Origin of the sequence: Echinicola soli (genome assembly GCF_006575665.1) — a bacterium.
GTDB classification, from domain to species: Bacteria; Bacteroidota; Bacteroidia; order Cytophagales; family Cyclobacteriaceae; genus Echinicola; species Echinicola soli.
This window is the reverse complement of record NZ_CP041253.1, coordinates 4,060,969-4,081,101: the sequence shown is the minus strand read 5'-3', so window position 1 is coordinate 4,081,101 and position 20,133 is coordinate 4,060,969. Positions and strand designations below refer to the sequence as shown.

Annotated in this window: 11 protein-coding genes; 6 read left to right on the top strand and 5 right to left on the bottom strand. The window is 42.4% G+C overall.

The window, feature by feature from the left end; translation table 11 throughout:
- Positions 1-817 precede the first annotated feature (817 nt).
- A complete protein-coding gene (locus tag FKX85_RS16020) occupies positions 818-3,553 on the bottom strand; it encodes a hypothetical protein (RefSeq protein WP_141615698.1) in 2,736 nt (911 codons plus the stop codon).
- Between the two features lie 198 nt (positions 3,554-3,751).
- On the opposite strand from FKX85_RS16020, the gene FKX85_RS16015 reads away from it, so the two are divergent.
- Both FKX85_RS16015 and FKX85_RS16010 read left to right on the top strand, forming a co-directional pair.
- On the top strand, positions 3,752-4,150 hold the full coding sequence (locus FKX85_RS16015; protein ID WP_141615697.1) for an SRPBCC family protein: 399 nt from the start codon (positions 3,752-3,754) through the stop codon (positions 4,148-4,150).
- Between the two features lie 315 nt (positions 4,151-4,465).
- A complete protein-coding gene (locus FKX85_RS16010) occupies positions 4,466-5,488 on the top strand; it encodes an inorganic phosphate transporter (RefSeq protein ID WP_141615696.1) in 1,023 nt (340 codons plus the stop codon).
- Between the two features lie 190 nt (positions 5,489-5,678).
- Here the strand turns inward: FKX85_RS16010 and FKX85_RS16005 are convergent, their stop codons facing one another.
- Genes FKX85_RS16005 through FKX85_RS15995 form a run of 3 tightly spaced genes read right to left on the bottom strand, consistent with a single transcriptional unit; the run spans position 5,679 to position 9,157 of the window.
- Positions 5,679-6,395: a hypothetical protein gene (locus FKX85_RS16005; RefSeq protein WP_141615695.1), complete on the bottom strand. Its 717-nt coding sequence runs from the start codon at positions 6,393-6,395 to the stop codon at positions 5,679-5,681.
- 8 nt (positions 6,396-6,403) lie between these two features.
- Positions 6,404-7,804 carry a fibrobacter succinogenes major paralogous domain-containing protein gene (locus FKX85_RS16000; protein ID WP_141615694.1) on the bottom strand — a complete coding sequence of 467 codons (1,401 nt, stop codon included), beginning with the start codon at positions 7,802-7,804 and terminating at the stop codon, positions 6,404-6,406.
- Positions 7,805-7,831: 27 nt separating this feature from the next.
- Positions 7,832-9,157, bottom strand: coding sequence for a fibrobacter succinogenes major paralogous domain-containing protein (locus tag FKX85_RS15995; RefSeq protein ID WP_141615693.1), 1,326 nt, complete (start codon positions 9,155-9,157; stop codon positions 7,832-7,834).
- A 236-nt stretch (positions 9,158-9,393) separates the two neighbouring features.
- Here FKX85_RS15995 and FKX85_RS15990 point away from each other — a divergent pair, with 236 nt between their 5' ends.
- From FKX85_RS15990 to FKX85_RS15980, 3 genes are all read left to right on the top strand, one after another.
- Complete coding sequence (locus FKX85_RS15990; protein WP_141615692.1) at positions 9,394-10,419, top strand: LacI family DNA-binding transcriptional regulator; 1,026 nt, start codon at positions 9,394-9,396, stop codon at positions 10,417-10,419.
- A gap of 352 nt (positions 10,420-10,771) precedes the next feature.
- Entirely contained in the window at positions 10,772-13,804 is a 3,033-nt protein-coding gene (locus tag FKX85_RS15985; protein WP_141615691.1) for a SusC/RagA family TonB-linked outer membrane protein, read from the top strand.
- Between the two features lie 29 nt (positions 13,805-13,833).
- Entirely contained in the window at positions 13,834-15,510 is a 1,677-nt protein-coding gene (locus tag FKX85_RS15980; protein WP_141615690.1) for a RagB/SusD family nutrient uptake outer membrane protein, read from the top strand.
- 380 nt (positions 15,511-15,890) lie between these two features.
- Here FKX85_RS15980 and FKX85_RS15975 read toward each other — a convergent pair whose 3' ends face one another.
- Positions 15,891-17,807 carry a metallophosphoesterase family protein gene (locus tag FKX85_RS15975; protein WP_229239652.1) on the bottom strand — a complete coding sequence of 639 codons (1,917 nt, stop codon included), beginning with the start codon at positions 17,805-17,807 and terminating at the stop codon, positions 15,891-15,893.
- A 313-nt stretch (positions 17,808-18,120) separates the two neighbouring features.
- Here FKX85_RS15975 and FKX85_RS15970 point away from each other — a divergent pair, with 313 nt between their 5' ends.
- Positions 18,121-19,704, top strand: coding sequence for a solute:sodium symporter family transporter (locus FKX85_RS15970; protein WP_141615689.1), 1,584 nt, complete (start codon positions 18,121-18,123; stop codon positions 19,702-19,704).
- The last annotated feature ends 429 nt before the right edge of the window (positions 19,705-20,133 follow it).

The following is a 20,133-nucleotide window of genomic DNA, read 5'->3' as shown; positions in this document are numbered from 1 at the left end:
TCCATATACTGCTGGGCATATGGTACCGTCGGTAGATGTGGCCCATCAGACAATAGAACAGCTTGGTGTTGAGTGTCAGGTAGACTGTTTTTGCATACAGCTGGTATTCAGTTATTTATATATTATTGGGTCAGCCATATTTCTGGGGGGCGGGGCGAGGTTTTCATTCAAATAGAATGTCGCCATGAAGTGGTTTGTGAGCGGAGTCCAAATGAATGGAAAACAAACAGATTTGGGGCTTAGAATTTTTGGTTCTATATGGAATACTGTGGGTAAATTATCCATGGGACTGTCCCACTTGTGCGGATAGATCAGGGGAATAGTTTTGTTCCTACGGCACAAAGCCCCCTGGAGGCAACCTGATTTTACCAAGCTTAAATGCCCAGTGGCATTGGCCAGGACTCCCTTCTCACTATTTTAGCCGACAGAAGTGTCAGAAGGGATGCTCCGTTAGGAGCATTAGCTTGGTAACAGAAATTGGATACAGCATCCTAACAGTGCCGTAGGTACTGACCATGGGTAAGGAAAACATATATCATTATCGACTGCATCAGGAGCATCGGCACCCAAGTTCATCCGTCCATGTGATGCTTCGATCTCCATAGCCCGCTAGCGCTCAGTTTACCCATAGTAAATCATATAGAACCTAATTTTTATGGCAAAAAAACCAAAAAAGAAATCATATTAAAATAAAGGGATTCACGACCCCGACTTTTCCGCTTGCCCCGTGTTGTTCCTTTTAACATGGCGGATCCCCAATTGTGATTTCACCTCCTGATCATTATTCCATTTTTGTTTATGCTGGATTGACTGTTTTCTACTCCCTGACCTGATAGGTGAATTCCTGGTAACCCGTTTTGCCATCTTCTGTAATGGCTTCAATTATGATCAGCATTTCTCCCGGGGAGTCGGCGTTGTAAAAATGAATTTGAGCTTTGCCTTCAACATTGGTTTTTAGGGTGGGGTCCCAGTGGATAAGGGTCCTTAAGTCTGGTTTAAGGCGTTCCTGTGGGGTGAGCTGGGAATAATCAGGAGCTTCAAAATCCCTTTTTGGTGAAAATACGGGCACGGAAGTTTTGAGTATTCCGTCGGGTTGGTCCACGGAGAAAACACCTTTGCCCGCGTAGGTGTATATGGCGATTACATTGCCTGTCATAGGTGCTTCCAGGGGACTTGCTTGTGGATATACTTCCATGAAGAGCCGTGAAAAGTCATTGGCATATTCGATAAGTTCTACACTTTTGACTTCCGATGGGGGAATGTTTGGAATGAGGTCGTAGTTGAAATTCATGACGGGAATGCCGTCGACTACCACCAGGGTCATTTCGCTGTTGTTTACCTTGGCCCATAAGTAGCCACCGCCTCCACCTACACGCTCGATCCTGACTTTTTCGGGATAATTGAACAATAACACGCTGTACAAACCATAGGACCATTTTTGTTCTTTTGCTTCGATTTCTTCCCCGTCGATGACATCGTCCGGTTTGCCAAATCTGTCCATGACTTTTTGCCGCTGGGGAGTAAGCAGGTAATCTTCTACGGTCACTTCCTCCAGGTCCATATAATCGCCTGTAAGCCTGAATGCCTCATCCACCGTATTTTTTTCTTGCTGTTTTTTGACCAGTAGATGCTTTACACTATCCAGTGTGGTGATGGCTTCTTTTTGATCAAAGCTAATAGCAGGAGCTACATTCCGATTAAGTTGGACAGTATAATTACGTTTTTTTCCATTTGCATTGGCAGTCTGGAGCAAGACGTTGATGTGCTGGCCATAATTGTCAGGTAGGTTGAAATTAAATCGGCCAAGGCTATCCGTTTGCTGTTTCAGAAAGGAAGTTTTTTCCCCAAAGGTCATTAATGTCAGGTCAATGCCTTCCTTTTTCTTTTTTTTGGAAAAAGTACTGCTGACAGTCCCCGCTACTTTTAGGGAAGGTTCAGGAGGAATGGTTAGTTGATGCTCAATGATGCCGTAACGGTACGCACTGTTTTTGGTCATCATAAGCATGTCCAGTTCTTGAAGACGTGCCGGCTGCTGCGGATCCAGATAATATCCCGGCTGCTTTATTCCGCCATCGAAGTCGCTGCTTAGCAAAAAGGAGGACTGGATATTGGCGCTTTTTTCCTGCAATGCCCCATTAAGTCGTTTATTGACTACGGAAATGGCTATTTGGGCTGGTATTGGATTTCCTGTGGTATCCGAAATTTGCACCGAAAGGGCCACTTTGGATCGTGGATGATAAGCGGCGGAGTCAGTCTTTACTTGAATACTTAAGTCATCTTCTCCTGCCTTATTGAAGAATAGGCGTTGGGAAAGGGGACGTTTTTCCGCATCGAGTAGGGTAAATGAAATTACCCCGGTAGGCAAATGATCAGCCGCTATCAACGCTGCCATCTGGCCATTGTTTGTTGGTCCTTTGAGCATATAATAATTGATTCCCCGACTGGATACTTGGATGTATATACTGTCCTGTGTAGCGGGGAAAGAATAGGCCGCTAGCCTGATTTGGTTTTTAAAGGTGCTTACGTTGAGGATATTGCCGCTGCTTTTTACGTTAGGGAGTTTGAATGTATAAGTTTCGACGCTATCTGAAGCGATATTGATGGAGGCATGATAGGTCTTGCTGCTGTCCGGTCTGAGCATAAAAGTGCCCAATCCCAAGTGGTTATTGGTGATATCACAGATAAAATTACCATCACTATCTGCTATAGCACCCTTTATTTTCAGCCCATTGCCTTTTATATCAGTTGCCCTAAAAACTACCTTGCTCATAATACCGTGCACCAAATGGCCGCTTTCTGGATAGAAGTCTACTTCTGGCAGGGTAGGGCGAAGGGCGATGGTTTTGGAATAAAACCTGCCATTAGCGGTACGCATTCCCAGTGTAGCGAGGTGATGGGCAGCAGCAACTGGATATTGAAAAGGGTAAATCTGGCCATCTTGGCTTTTTATACGGAGGGAATCCGTGTCTTCATCAAGGTTAATAAAGACATCCAGTTTTTTGGAATGGAGGCTATCGATCTGCAGGGGAAGGAATTCTGCGGAAAGCAAATAATTGCCTTGAGTTTCTTCAGAAACAATAGTGTTTTGAATAGGAGTCAAATGGTCCTTTTCTTTGGAAGGATAAATATCAATGTACTTTCTAGTGATAAATGCACGACCAAAATTCTTGTTCCAAGCGGTATAAGCCCTGATCATGTACCTACCGGGAAGGTATTGGTCAGTGAGCTCAAAATAGCTACTGCCTGCTCCATTTTCAATTTTCAGCAGTTTTTCATCCATTATGTTGTCATTGGCGTCGATCAGCTCAGCATAGAGGACACCGCTTAGTTTGGTAGGCCTATTGGTGGCGGCTTCGACCACAAATAGCTTTAGCCATATGACCTGTCCATTGATATAAAGCTCACTGTCTGTCTGGAGGTAGATTTTTTCTGCTATTGCTGCATCCGAAGCTAGCTTCGACTGCTGGGCACAAAGAGGGGATACTGCGCAGAGAAGTAAGCAAAGGAACTGGATTAAACCAAAAAATGGTTTTAACTCATGGCTTGGAAGCATAAAGAAAAGGGCTTAGAAATAGATGCAGGAAATCATAAAAACAAGGTTTGGCTTATTGACCGTTATACGGTAAATTAAATTAAAAATTTAGGAAATAACATATGGCTGGTAAAATTGATTAGGATTTGTTCAAAATGAGACATTTTTATGTAATTTTTCGTATCGTAATATAGAACGTGAACTTAATCCAAATTTAAAATGACCAGTATAGAACATCTGAACCCCATCAAAGCCTCCAAAGAAACGGTTTATCAGGCGCTTATTTCCCAAGAGGGACTTGGCAAGGTTTGGACCCCAAAGCTTTCCGTTCGTCCAGAAGTGGGAGCTATAAATGAATTTGATTTTGATGAGGGGTACATTACCAAAATGAAAGTCTTGGAGCTCAAGGACAATGAAAGGGTGTTTTGGGAATGTGTGGATTCGGATGAAGAGTGGATCGGTACAAAGATCAGTTTTGAGCTCATTGAAAAGGATGGGATTACCGATGTAGTATTAAAGCACTATGATTGGCGGGAATTGACAGACTTTTACCGGTTCTGCAATTACCATTGGGCAATGTTTTTAAAACGGCTAAAGGAGTATTGTGAAGGCAAATAAGTTCATTGTCCCAAAATTCTACAAGGCTATCAAGATTATACGGATTTTCCCTCACGAACTAATTTAACTGTTGTTCCGACAGCTGTGCTGTTGAACCAGGAACCTTGGGTTTTTAACTCGATTGATAGCAACCTTCTTGAAAACGATTTCCCTACAAAATAGTGAAGGCGTTTGTCCTTGACTGAACTGTGCTTATCTGATGAAGAGAAATTAGTTTAAAAACATATTCCCTATTGGTTTAATAGGGAATATGTTTTTATTTGTTAGTTTTGCCACTTGCTAACCTAATTTTCACACCTGTTTCACGACGGTATTATGTCAGAGTTATTTAATTCCCTTACCATTCCTTTTTTGTTGGCGATGTTTTTGGCTGTAAATATGGGAGGAAGTGGTACCGCGCCCGCCTTTTCAGCAGCCTATGGGGCGAGTGTCATCCGCAGAAGCCTGATTCCTGGATTATTTGGAATTATGGTATTGGTTGGAGCCTTGGTTGCGGGTAAGGAAGTCTCTTTAACATTAGGAAAAGGGCTTCTGGATGCGGCTTTTTTTACTCCTGAAGCTACTTCATTGATTTTGCTGTCCATTAGTCTTTCACTTTTGATCGCCAATTTACTTGGCGTTCCCCAGTCCACTAGCCAGTCTACGGTGTTGGCGATTGCGGGTGCGGCGACAGCTTTGGGCGTTTTTGACAGTCGGAAATTTTTCTATGTGATTTTGCCTACTTGGTTGATTTTACCCATGGTTGCTTTTGGGCTAATGCTGGTGCTGAGCCAATGGGTATTCCCTTTGGTCCAGAAAAAAATGTTCACTTCCGATTACAAACAATTGTCCACGCATCCGGTATTAAAAGGCCTCTTGATTTTTTCCTCACTTTACGTAGCCTTTTCCATTGGTGCCAATAATGTGGCCAATGCCGCAGCACCTATTGCCTCACTGACAGCCAATGAAATTGGGAAAGAGGCCATTGGAAATTTCCTGCCCATTATCATTTTGTCGGTATTGATCGTGGCGCCATGCTTTGCGATCGGCAGTTCACTAATGGGACATAAGGTAACCAAAGCTACAGGAAAAGGCATTGTGGAGCCCACACCTTTTCACGCGACGGTGATTGCGATGATCGTGGCCAGTCTGCTACTGTATGCATCCATCATACAGGGCATCCCCACCTCATTGGTACAGCTGAATGGTGCAGCCTTTATCGCGCTTAGCATCAGTAAGGATGGCGCAAAAACAACGCTCAAAAAACCCACTGTAAGAAAATTCTTTCTGATCTGGGCAGTGGCACCGATCTTTGCATTCTTGATGGCGTATGTGCTGACGTTGGTGTTTTTAGTTTAACTCGGATTTATTACCGTTTAGATAAGAGCTGACGGTGACAAAGCTGTCAGCTCGTCGCGGCGAGGGAATCTCTCTCATACAATCCCTAATGAGTGAAAAGATCCTTTCCCGATCTGTTGGGAAAGGATCTGTCGTCAGCCCCGCATGACTATCGGAGACATAGGTTAACTAAACGGCATTGATTTCGGGTTTAATTTCCTCCGGGGAGTTCAATTGGAGTTTCACCATAGGTAAATGGAGCTAACAACAGTTCCATGATGTTTCCGGTACCTTGGTTTTCTGTTAAGTTAAGTTTATAGTGGTAATGGTTTTTTGCTTCCATTTTAAAGTATTTGACAAATTCTTGACTTGCAAAAAACTCGTAAATGCTCAATTGTACCAGCAGCCCGTTTTTCACATATAAATAATAAAATTGACCATCCTCAGTCATCTCCAATTCATGTGTTTTGCTTAATTGCGCCGATTCCACATAGGCAGGATCGAGAGTTATTAATCCGTAATTGGTATTACCTTCCAATGATATGTCAAGGCTGGTTTTATCCAAAACAAACTCACCGGATAGGGAAAATGGCAAATAAGCAGTGTAGTTTGGTGCTGAAGCTCTTGATTTAAAAGTATATTCCCCCATTGGTAGCATGATTTCATAGCCTGTAGAAAAATCATTCGGATTGATCGACAAGGTATATTCTTTTTCTTTGTTTGTGATGGTTAATATCACTTCATCTTGAAAAACATGCTTCCATTCCGAAGATGCTTGGATGCGGCTATTGGCGGCATATTGGTTGAATTCCCGCAAATCAATGGAAGAGAATTTTACCAATCCTTGAGTGGGGTGTTCAGCCTTTTCTTCCATACAGGAAATTAAGGTGAACATACTGATAAGACAATATATTAAGCTATTTTTCATGACTATTTTCAATTATCTTTTACACATCTAATGGTCAACATATCCTTGCTTGGATTATCATCTCGATAAATAGGAGATGAATCAAACAAATCGTTTACTGTTCGTATTTCACGGCTCAGGACATCATTTTCAATGACACTCCACCAAGCCAGGTCATAGTTTTGGTTGTACCAGGCGTATCCTTCATATTGATTTGTACCTACCCAGTCATCCAAATAAAAACCATAAGGATAGGCCGAAAAACCGAATGGATCAGTAATCGTCACATCAGATGGCAGGTATCCATGTATTTCCTCCCAGTCCAGCGCCATCAGCTGGTCCGCCGCCATTTGGGCTTCTCCTCTGACCCTGTTTGTCAACTCGTTTTCAGGAATGCCCAGCACCTGTTCCAGTTCCATCCAGTCTTGATCTGTGGATACATGCCAATCACAAGGGCAGATATTTTTATCACTCAGGGCTGCTTTGGGATTATAAAAATAAATAGGTTGGTCACTGTAATCGGATTCTTCTTCTACTACAAAGTCGGGATAAAGGTTAGCTCCTTGAAGGAAGTAATTGTATTCTGGACGTATGACTTCCAAGGGATCCCCATTACAATAAGTAGTGGCGCGTAGATTTTCTGCCATCCAGTACTGGTTGCCTATTTTTACGGTTTTATAAATATTGCCATCTGCGTCTTTTACCCACCCATCACCAGCAATGATATCGATGCTTTCTTCATGATAGGTAAACATTCCTATGGCCAAGCTTACGAAATTCACTTCCCCTTGGTCTTCAGTGATCTTGAGGTAAAAATGCTCGTGGTGTTGAGAAGGGATTTGTGTTTCAAGACTTATAGCCTGTCCATTAAAATATTCGTAAACGGTCAAGGTAGGGTGGATGCCTTCTTTTACATAGGTATAATAATTTTTTCCATCGGTCGTGAGGGGCATTTCGTACGTTTCATTGAGCAATGCCCTTTCGATGTGGGCAGCTTCCACCGTCACCAGTCCATAGGACGTTTGGGCAACAAGGGACAAGGACAATACATGCTGATCCAACGTAAAATCCCCACTGACTTCAATGGGCAAATAATCCTCAAATATATCTCCCTCGATTTCCATCCGATAATTATAATCACCAAAAGGTAACTGGACGTAAAGGTCTTTGCCGAACTGTCTAGGGTCAACGAACAGGGTGGTGCCTTGTCCAGTGGATTTATTGGTAAATACCAAAGTAGCTTCTTCCGGCAAAATATGCTTCCAAGAAGAATTTTCCGTTGTCCTTGCATTGGGGTTGATTACTCCAAAACTTTCTAGGGATAATGTCGTCAGCTGTACTTTGCCCACTGGAGAATGTTGGTCTCGCTCATGGGTACATGATCCCCATAACAAAGTAATGATGGCAATTATTATAAAATTATTTTTCATGATAATGCTGTTAATGGTAGGGAAGAATTAGTCTTTAACACACCTTACAGAAAGATTGTGTGGAAATTCAGTTTCTCTGTCAATGCTCCTAGAATAGGGAGAAAAGTAACGGATGATACCAAGAGGTAGGACCGTGCCTTGGTAATCTTCTTCATGTGAATAAGTAGATGTCCAATACGCCTGATAGCCTCTGGAGTAGGTATTTGGAGTGATATTTAATCCGTACTCATCACTGCCTCCAAAACCCACATATTCCCAATCTATGGATCTGGTCATTAGCTTTACACTTATATTTTGGATATTCCCACGAGGCCCCCAGTTATAGGCTTCCTCTATTGGCATACCCAAGTATTTTTCCAGTTCTATCCAATCTTCATCTGAGGGAACATGCCAGTCGCATGGGCAGATATTTCTTGAATCCATGACCGCATAGTAGTTGTATTCACTTGATATTAAGCTATTGGAGCTTGAAGGAATATCAATATCGGGTGTCTCCGAAAATATATTCCCCTCTGTCGGGATCTTGTCACCATTGCAGAACCTCGTGGTGTTGAGATCTTCGGCCATCCAGTATTGGTCACCTATCTTTACCACTTTGTAAATCTTTCCTTCACTGTCGGTTACATAGCTGATTTCCTCGCCTCTCATCCATGTTTCCTCGTGGTACTCAAACGGCCCAATGGCCAGTTCGATAAAGTTCACCGTCCCTTGACTTTCGGTTAGGTTGAGGTAAAAGTGGTAGTGATTGTAGGCAGAGATGTCCAGCTCCTTTTGCAGAGGCTGTCCGTTGAAGTTTTCATAGATGGTCAGGGTGGGCGAGAGGCCTTCTTTGACGTATCCATAAAGAATTTTTCCATGATCGCAGATGACCAGCTCATGCTCACCGTCCAGGTTGGCGGATTGGACGAATTCCTTTTTTACCGTCACCAGGCCGTATTCGGTGCTGCCCTGCAGACTGATGTCGAGGCTGGTTTCGTCCAGGGTAAACTCCCCAGAGATGGTGAAAGGCAAAAAGGTTTCAAAATCCCCGCCTTCCACTGCTGAGAAGAGCGTATACTCCCCAAAGGGAAGCTGGATCTGATAGGCTTCGGTGAAGTTATTCGGATCGTACTCCAATGTGTATTCCAGTCCAGTGGCCTTGTTAGTGATGAGCAGTGTGGCAGATTCGGAAAAAATGTGTTTCCATTCCGATTCTTCTGCTACACGGCTGTTAGGTGACATGCTGCCAAAGTGTTCAAAAGTCATCCTGGAAATGCTGACTGTTCCCATCTTGGGTTCTTCGATGTTTTCTTGCACGCAGGCAAAAGCCAATAGACATAAAAACAATAGATTATAGTAGCTGGGTTTATTCATGACAAAATGGATATAGCGTTTCTTTAAAAATTGATTAGTTAAAATTACTTATTTTGACACTTTTATACTATAAAAATATTTTTATTGTATATAAATAACTTAAAAGTGTATTTAATGATGGTCTATTTATAGAAATGTGTTATAACAGATTATTTATCAGTTAGTTATTGGTGAAGGAAAGGTTTTAAATGGTATCCTTTAATCATAACCAAGAAATTTGATATCTTCATAGCTGTATGAAGAAGAGACCCAGTACCATAACAGACATCGCCAAATCACTCAATATTGCCGCATCTACCGTTTCCCGGGCCCTGCACGATAGTCCCTCCATTAGCAAGGAGACCAAGCAAGCGGTAATGAAAATGGCCAAGCAAATGGATTATCAACCCAATATGCTCGCGGTAAGCCTTTTGAGCAAAAGGACCAAGACCATTGGAGTGATCGTACCGGAGATCACCAGTTATTTTTTTTCCACTGTGATCAGTGGTGTGCAGGATATGGTCAATGAAGCAGGATATAAACTGGTGATCTGCCAATCCAATGAGTCCTTTGAGGAGGAACAAAAGCTGATCGAAACACTTGCGCTGAACAGGGTGGATGGTTTTTTGATCTCTCCTGCTTCCAAAACCATGAAATTTACCCATCTCGAGCGTTTACGGTCTTCAGGCATTCCTGTGGTGGTTTTTGATAGGGATTGTCCTGGTTTTGATGCGGACAGGGTGCTGGTGGATGATTTTGACGGGGCATTTCAGGCTATGGAATACCTGATCAAAACGGGGTGCCGTCGTATTGCCCACATTGCTGGTCCAAAAAACCTGACTACCTGTCAACACCGAATGGACGGCTATATCAAAGCCCTTCAGAAACATCAAATTCCAGTAGATGAAAGCTTGATCGAATGGGTGGAAGGATTTACCTCGGAGGATGGTGAGGAAGCCACCAAAAGATTATTGGATAGGCGATCGCGACCGGATGCTATTTTTGCCATCAATGATGCCGTGGCCATAGGAGCCATGGCTATTATCAGGGATAAAGGGTTAAGGATTCCGGAGGATATTTCCATCGTGGGATTTGATGACGAACCTTACAGTAAGTATTTCCATCCATCACTGACTTCCGTGTGGCAACCCGTTTATGAGCTGGGCATGCTTTCTTCCAAGATTTTGATGAACCATTTGGCATCAGACCTTGATGTGACCCAATTTCGATACGAGCTGCTAAAACCGGAATTGATAGTTAGAAATTCATCTAGGCCCGTATAGTTGTTGAAGATTAGGCATTGCATTTTTTGAATAAATCTTCTCCTTTACTACTTATTTGGGCAATTATTAAACACATATATTCTCGATTTCTCAAGCGCAAGCCTTTGCACAATGAATACTGAAGTTGTCCTTTTACTTTCGGATATATTTGTCCAACTTATTTGGGCAAATACCCAAGAATAACTCTTATCAAACTAATTTCGTCTATCAGCGAAAGAAAAGGTTGACGATGTTGACTTTTATGTAGAGACCGTCCGGAATTCAGCTTTTAACCATGAAGTAAAGGTTATTCAAGGGGGAGTAGCAAATTAACCTAGAGCTAATTTTATTTTCAATACTTAACCCTTTATTAATGGATAACTTTACCGATAAGTTGCCACCAAAAATAACTGCTACACGTTTGTGGTTTTTTTTATGGATGGTGTTTGCCGTATATGGGCCAATTGAAGCCCAAGCAAGTATTTATAGCGTTTCTTCGTACCGGGATAAAATTCCCATTTCCGGATTGGTCACTGACAGTGAAGGCTCGCCCTTACCAGGTGTGAGTATATTGGAACAAGGATCTGCCAATGGGACAATTACCGATATCGATGGGAATTTTAGCATAGAAGTGAATTCGACTGAAGCAGTTTTGGTCTTTAGTTTTATGGGGTTTGACAGCCAAGAGATATTGGTAGGAAATCAGGAGTCCTTGCGCGTCACCATGGTAAGCAGCACGCAGGACCTTAATGAAATAATAGTTGTTGGCTATGGTATCCAGGAGAAAAAGGATGTAACCGGAGCTATGGCTACTGTCAAGGATGAGGACTTTAACCGAGGAATAGTCAATTCACCAGAAGACTTGATCCAAGGTAAAGTAGCTGGTGTAAATGTGGTGTCGTCAAGTGGTGAGCCCGGAGCCAGCCAAAATATAACCATCAGAGGACCAGGGGGAGTCAGGACAGGAAACTCACCGTTGTTTGTCATTGATGGAGTAGTTTTGGACAATAGCAGCACTGGAGGAAATAACAATCCGCTAAATTTTATCAATCCTCAAGACATCAAATCCATCGATGTACTTAAGGATGCTTCTGCTACGGCCATCTATGGTAGTCGGGGTGCTAACGGCGTCATCATGATTACTACCAAAAAAGGTGCGGAAGGCGTATCTACAATTAATTACACGATGGGAATGGGGATGTCCAAAATGGCCAGACCCATAGACGTGTTTAAAGCAGATGATTACCGTCGTGAGGTACAAGCGGTTGACGGTATTCTTCAAGACTCCTTGGCCAATACCAACTGGCAAGAAGAAATCTCCAGAACAGCCATTACCCAAAACCATAACCTTTCGTTCAATGGTGGTAGCAAAAAACTGGTTTACTTTGCCTCATTGGGTTACCAAGATCAAGAAGGAATCCTTAAGGACAGTGAACTAAAGCGATATACCGGTAGGCTAAATGTCTCCCAGAAATTTTTAGAAAATGATATTCTTACCATAGACATGAATCTTAGTGCCTCGCAGACACTGAGCCAAAGCCCCAATGTGGAAGGGATTATAGGAAGTGCCCTGGCGGCCAATCCTACCTTCCCAGCTTATAATGAGGATGGTACACCCTTTAGGGATCCAGCAGGGACCAACCCACTGCGGTATCTGGAGATTTATGATGAATACCTTAGGGTAAACCGTGTGATCGGAAACATTTCAGGAACCTTGGATATCAGTAAAGCCTTCCAATACAAGATCAACGTGGGTATAGACAACAGTAATTCCACTAGAGATGTCCAAGAGTTGCCCAGTGTAGAACCTCAGCAAATAGGAAGATTGGAAATTACTAATGCCTATAATAGGAATTTCCTGATCGAAAATTACTTGACCTATACTTATGATAAAGATGTTCACTTTCTAACGGCAATGGCAGGACATTCCTACCAGGAGGTTTTTATACAGTCCAGAACCAATAGTATCAATGAGTTTCCGGTATCGGAAATCGAGCCGCGCTATAACCCTGGATTGGGACAGGATCTTAGCTTGGCTAATAACCGACCAACGGGATATGCCACCATAAATGAGCTTCAGTCGTTCTTTGGAAGGCTAAATTACCAATATAATGACCGCTACCTACTGACTGCTACAGTAAGAGCAGATGGTTCGTCTAAGTTTGGTGACAATAATAAGTATGGTGTTTTCCCTTCATTTTCCTTGGGATGGAGGCTTTCCGAAGAAGATTTTTTAAACCGTTCTTCTTGGATTAGCGATTTGAAATTGCGCTTTGGATGGGGGCAGACCGGCAATCAAGAAATTCCTTCTAAGATCACCCAACCTCTTTATACGGCCACGGTCAGCGGAGGTACGAGTTATCCATTGGACAATTCTGGAACTTTTCCAGCAGGGATTACTTTTGCGCGATTGGCCAATCCCGATTTGCAATGGGAGGTATCCACACAGACCAATCTAGGCCTTGATTTTGCCGTTTTTGATGCTAAGCTATCAGGGTCGGTCGATTACTTTAGAAAGGTGTCCAATAATATTCTTCTCGAAGTAATCCCAGCAGATCCTGTACAACCTGCCAGCACCACATGGGTCAATGTAGAGGATATGAACATTATTAATCAAGGGCTGGAGCTCGCCTTGAACTATCGTCAACGCTTTTCAACTGACGTTTTTATGACCGTAGGAGGGAATGCTACTTTTATTGACAATGAAGTAAAAAACTCTCCTTTTACTGTGATACCATCAGGAAGTGCCACCGGAGCGGGGCTTTCTTCAGCCACTATCAATGGCTATATCAATAACCAACCTATTGGCTCCTTTTACCTATTGGATCATATTGGTTTTGATGAAGATGGGCTCAATAGATTCAGGGACACCAATAATGACGGTGTAGTCAATGATCAAGATCGTATTGTAGCAGGAACGGCATTACCGGATTTCCAATATAATCTATTCGGTAACCTTACCGTGAAGCGGTTCGATATGTCCTTTAACTTCAATGGGGCATCAGGAAACAAAGTATATGATAATACCGCTAACGTTTCCTTCTTCAAACTTCGTTTGGCTCGCGGACTTAATGTGACACCAGAAGCCACGGCATCTCCAGAAGAATCTGTAAATAATGCTGCGCCGGTGTCCACTAGATACCTGAAAGATGCCCAATTCTTCCGGTTAAACAATCTTACTGTCGGCTATAATTTTAATACCGCCGACTTAGGTATCTCAAAGTATGTGAAGGACCTCAGGGTTTCACTGACTGGCCAAAACCTCTTCGTGATCACGCCATATGATGGATATGATCCCGAAGTAAATACCAGCAGGAATATTAATGGTGTTTCCTCTTATGGGATAGACTATTTGAGCTATCCAAAGGCCAGAACTTTTATATTTGGTTTGAACATCACACTTTAAGAAACTTGAACATGAAAATGATTTCAACTATGAAAAAAATGATCATATCAGCCTTAGCTGTGGTGTTGCTTATTACAGCAGGATGCACAGATTTGGACGAACAAATTTTGGATGAAACATCTGCTTCCGGACTGTCTCAAAATGAGATCGTCGAAGGGAATGTGGCCGCTGCCTATGCCGTGTTTAGCAATTTATTTAATCATGTAAATTACTTTAACCTTCAAGAAATATCTACAGATGAGGCGATTTTGCCTTTTAGGGGCGGGACAGACTGGGGAGATAATGGGATTTTTATTGGCATGCATACACATAACTTCATTACTACAGACCCAAGGATCCGTGACAGTTGGAACTTGATTATGCAAGGGATCTCCCGCTGTGTGACAGCGATCAATGTCATTCCGGAAACCTCAGAAGGAGACGCTACAATTTATGTAGCGGAAATGCGGGCTTTGAGAGCATTTTATTCAATGCTTAGCCTTGATCTTTATGGGCTGGTTTTTGTAAAAGAAGATGTAAATGAGACTTCAGAAATTCTTAGGGGAGAGGAAGCTTTTAACTATATAGCTTCTGAACTTGAATATGCCTTGCCAATTGTACCAGGTAATATTGGGCCCGGAAGGATGTCCAAAGGAGCCGTGCAAGGGTTATTGGCCAGGCTCTACCTGAATGCAGCGGTTTACAAAGATCGGTATGCAGAAAATTTCACCTTTGACCAGTCAGATATGGCCAAGGTGATCGAATACTGTGATGATGTAATCAATTCCGGTATGTATGAGCTTTCTACCGACTATTTTGCGATGTTTGATGATGAAAACCATACGAATCCAGAACTGATTTTTGTGTACGACCAAAGGGCTGAGCTAAATGGTCATAACAGGATGGCCTATTTTTCCCTTTCTGGGGATATGTATCCACTGCCTGAATTTCCTAACGCAAACGGTACTGATGGACCTGGTATCACTTCTGACTTTTATGACACTTGGGAAGAAGCCTATGCACCTATGGATCCTGCCGTGACTGATCCTCGCTTTCATAGAGAAAACCTGATCATTCCTTCAGATTCTTGTATGAGTGCGGATGAATTTGAGATCAACCGCGGTATCCTTAGGGGCCAACAATATGGACTTATCAGGAATGAAAATGGTTTCGAAAGATGTGAGGGTGGAGGATACCGCATCGGAAAGTTATACAGCAGGAGTAGAAACCGGCCTGATCTTGCCGTTAATTTTACCAGACAAATTGATTACACCACCCCAGGAAGCCAGTACAGTGCGGGATATCGTGTGGAAAAATATGAATTTAGCAAAAAATCTTCAAGCGGTAGAAATTTCGGCGAGGCAGATATTGTTCTGATCAGGTTGGCTGATATTTATCTAATGAGAGCAGAGGCAAAGTTAAGAAGTGGGGGAGATTTGGCAGCGGCACTTGCGGATGTAAACATGGTAAGAGCAGCCAGAACAGCACGGTTTACAGCTCCTCCTTTGCAAGAAATTAATCTTGATCTTCTCTTTAGAGAAAGGGGGTTCGAATTTTACTGGGAAATGCAGCGAAGAACTGACATGGTACGATTTGGAAAATATGAAGGCGTATGGACCGAAAAGACCGATAATGATCCGCATAAAAGGGTTTTCCCTATACCCCAAACAGCCTTGGATGGAGCATCAAGCATTCCCGGATACTTGGAGCAGAATCCAGGTTATTGATTTTGAACCCAAAATCAATGCCGTTTAGATAAGAGCAGACAGTGACAAAGCTAATAATTGAAAAGATCCTTTCCCGATCTGTCAGGGACATACGTTGACTAAACGGCATTGAACCCGGGTTGAAGGATCAAGTGGATTACTGTAATGAAGAGGATAACAACCAAAAACTAAAAAAGTAGAACATAAATGGGAATAAGATAGAGGCTGTCTCATAAGTAAGCACTTAATGTCATCCTGATGAATGGAAATCGATTCTAAAGGAAACAAAATCTATAGCGCTGATTCTATGATCGGAAATTATTGAATTATGAGACAGCCTCTAAATCTTGAAAAATACGATTGTTGATAAAAGTACAAGCTTGCCTATTGGAGATAACAATTCAATAAAGATCTTCAACTACCCCTTCCTGCAAATCAATTAGAAAATGGTCTGATGGTGTATCCTCTGCCATGGCAGTAAAGATCTGGGCAAAATTCACCATAAAATGCGCAAATGCCTCGTTTTGACCCGGGGTCAACCTTGCTATTGTTTGCATTAAATGTACAGCAGTGGCCCAGTTAGAGCCATCCATGTCTTTCTTTGCCAATTGGTCTCCATTTTTGATAAAATAAAAAGCAGTAATGAGCTCCAGTCCGCTCATATTGGCCAACGATGACCTTTCTACCCCTTGTTTTCTAAGGGTTTTTGTGAGCTGCTTAAGAGACTTGCTACCGAGTGATCTATTGGTCAAAAATTCATTTCGATCATCATGGTTTTGTAGCAAGGCCCAATATGCCAATTCCAATCCATTGAGTGATAATAATTGTCCGGCATGACCCTCTGGCCAGTCGCTGGGAATGAACCGGAGCCTTACCAATTCCTTTAAATGATGGCTGGTGTAGGACAAATAAGTATGAGCACTAAGGATGTCCTTTTTCCAGATGCTGGTGTCTTTTTGCTCCTTCAAGTGATCGTGTTCCATTGTATACAGCGGGAAAAATTCGTCCATTCCTCGTACTTCTTGGAGACGGTGCGTTTCCACTTTTATTTTACTGGGTTGACCAAAAGTCAAGACCTTAAAAGCCGGTGGATAGGCTGCTAAGGACGGGACTTGGACATTGACCAAGGTGTTACCGATTTCAGACGTAAAGATCCCAGTGTCATTGATGTGCATATGGCCGGCCACGTGTACTTTGATTCCGGCATCGGCATAGGCGGTGGAGATGGCGGGCAGCGGACTCCGTGCCAATTGGAATCTATTTGGGCCAAAAGTCCTTTTTAACAAGACATCGCTGCCATCATTGAATTCCACAAGAGGATAATGACTGAATGAAACCAGTGTTTTACCTCTTTTTTTAGCCTCTACTGCGATTTCTTTGATCCACTTCAGCTGGTGGCTTTTATGACTTTTAGCCAGATTAAAGCCTACACTGGAACCTTTGTAAACATCCGTCCCTTCCACAGGAAAATAAACGTTGGCATCTATTCCAAGTAGCCAGATTCCTTCCACTGGTTCCACCAGATAGCTGAGATCGGGAAGGGAATCGGTAGGGGAGACATCAAAATATCGATTGGCCAATGCAGCATTTTTTTTGGATTCCTGGAAGTTATACCCTTCATAATCCAGTACTTCGAAAGGGTGGGTCCAATAAAGGTCCTTCTCTGAAGGATAAAAGCCAAAAGCTCCCAGCTGTTCCAAAACGTCTGCATAACCACCGTAGGCAATTTGATCCGAAAAAGCCACGGGCAAGTCTGTTGGAAGATTGTCCCTTAAGAAACTTCTATCACTAACCAACGCTTGTGGTTTTCCACCAGGTCCCATAAAATCAAATTTTCCACCAGGACTTCCTGCTGCGGTGACGGGATCGTGATTTCCTGTGGTAAGGTAAAAACGTAGGCCATATGCTTCGCTGAACTCGGAAAGAATGGTGTTTAGTGCGCTAAGGTTCATAGGTTGGCCATCATCGCTGAAGTCCCCCGGCAGCACGACTATTTTGATGCCTTGTGAGACCACTTCCCTCAGTGCTTCATGAAACGCAAAATAGTTCTCATTAAAAAGCCTGGTAGAGTAGATTTGGGCTTTCATCGTCCTAATGGTGGCATACTTGCCATTCTGCGGGTTATAAATCCCCTTAAATTCCTCCTCACCTAAATCGGCATACACATCCTGCAAATGCACGTCGGCCAGAAAAGCGACTTTTTTATCATCGTTTTTCTGGCCGAAAGCTTGATTAGCCCCCAATAGGAGCATCAATGAGTATGAAAAAAATATAAAGGAGTGAAAAGCAGCTTTTTCATATGCTGTTAAAGAAAGCATGGTGCGTAACTTATTGAGTTGGCGGGGCAAAATAACTGATGATTTAATTTCTCTTATTAGTCGAGTATTAACTTTAAACAGTCTGTTTTAAATTTAATGATTATTTAGATGAATAGCATGTCCAAGGGCTGCAAAAAACTAAATTGTGGCAATGCAAACCTTTGCATAATGATATAGTGGAGAAAGTTTTTTAAATAGTGCAAATAATGGGATTATTGAAAAAGTGTATCGGGATCTGCTGTACCGGGTCATAGTCCCCGTCACAACCAATCAACAAGTAACTGAATAACCAAAACATACACCCAAAATACCTATGGATTTAACTGTTTTATCATTTATTGGTTTTACCCTTTTTGTGGCCATTTATGCTTGGTTAAAAACCCGAAAGGAAAACCTCGATTCAGAAGATGGCTATTTTTTGGGAGGGAGGAGCCTTACAGGGATCGTCATTGCTGGCTCCATGATCATGACCAATATTTCCACCGAGCATTTGGTAGGCATGAACGGTTCTTCTTATAAAAATGGTTTTGTTATTGTGGCTTGGGAAGTTACCTCAGCCCTAGCACTGATTGTGGCAGCTTTGTATTTTGTGCCCCGTTACCTTAAGATGGGCTTGACGACGATCCCCCAATACTTAGAAAACCGCTTTGATGCTGGCATAAGGTCCTTGGTGGCCTTTTTCCTGTTGGTGTCTTTTGCCATAACTTTACTTCCCATCGTGCTTTACACAGGAGCGATCAATCTAGAGAGCCTTTTTAACGTATCAGAAGTGTTGAACGTGAGTCAGGAACAAGGGCTTTGGTACACTGTCTTGGCTGTAGGGGGAATTGGCTCCATTTATGCCATTTTTGGAGGCTTGAAAGCCGTGGCCGTATCCGATACCATCAATGGTTATGGTTTGCTCCTGGCGGGGCTGATGGTACCGTTGATTGCCCTTTTTATGATTGGCGATGGCAATCCAATCCTAGGTATGGAAAAGGTCTTTGAACACAGTCCCGAAAAGTTTAATGTAGTAGGCGAAAAGGATTCCGTATTGCCCTTCAGCACCCTCTTTACGGGATTGATTATCAATCAGCTGTATTTTTGGTGCATGAACCAGACCATCGTTCAGCGGGCACTTGGTGCCAAAAACCTTAAGGAGGCCCAAAAAGGGTTGCTCTATACAGGAGTTTTAAAGCTTTTGGTACCTTTTATCATTGTTTTGCCAGGGGTGATCGGTTTTTACTATTTTGGCGACAGCATGTATGATCAGCAGGATATGGTTTATCCCGAACTGGTAAAGAAAGTACTTCCCGTTGGGTTGACTGGTGTATTTGCTGCTGTGATCATGGGAGCGGTGCTCAGTACTTTTAACAGTGTGCTGAACAGTGCCTCTACTATTTTCAGTATTGATATTTATAAACGGCTGATCAAGCCCGGTGCGAGTTCAATTCAATTGGTAAAAGCCGGTAAACTTTCCGCTACGGTATTGGCTGTCACGTCCATAATGGCTGCGCCCATGGTAGCTAATGCTCCAGAAGGACTGTTCCAACTGCTACAGCAGCTGAATGGTATTTTCTTTATCCCGATTGCCTCGATTATGTTGGCAGGTTTTTTCACCAAGTGGGTCACACCGTTGGCAGCTAAAGTAGCCTTGGTGACGGGGCTGACTTTTTATGTCCTGACCACTTTTATTTTGGATATTGATATCCATTTTGTCCACATTTGGGGGATAGAATTTCTGCTGAATGTCCTGATTATGTTTTTGGTGTCTCATTTTGGACCAAAGCGGGTAAGGCCGGATGTTCCTTCCTTGAAATCGATCATTCCCACCACGCGATGGAAACACGCACGTTTACTTTCTGCTATTCTGGTCATCATTACCGTGGCCATTTACATTTTGCTTGGGAATATTTAAACCTCTATTGTGCATTAGAAATTGTAGGGGCTGTATTTGATCCGGCTTGAATCAGTTTTATATCGATACTGTAGGCTAATGCATATTTCGAGTCATAGGTACAGTATGACTTGCTCTTTATAAATTATATAAAGCTAAATTGTTGTTGTTATTCATAATTTACTGTAAATCAGTATTATATATCTATGTATTAGTTGGTACTAAAAGCAGGTTTTAATTATTGATTCATCAATGATTGAATTGAAAAAATTCCATGTAACCTGATGCAAACGTTTGCATATTATGTTTTGGAAGTGTACTCATAACACTTTTACTTTGGAGTGTACGATGTTTGAAATTTAGTACTGTAAAGATATCCTTTTACCAAACTAAATAACATACAATATCGATGCTTAAAACCTTATGTTTTCTATAACCCAAAGTGAGAAT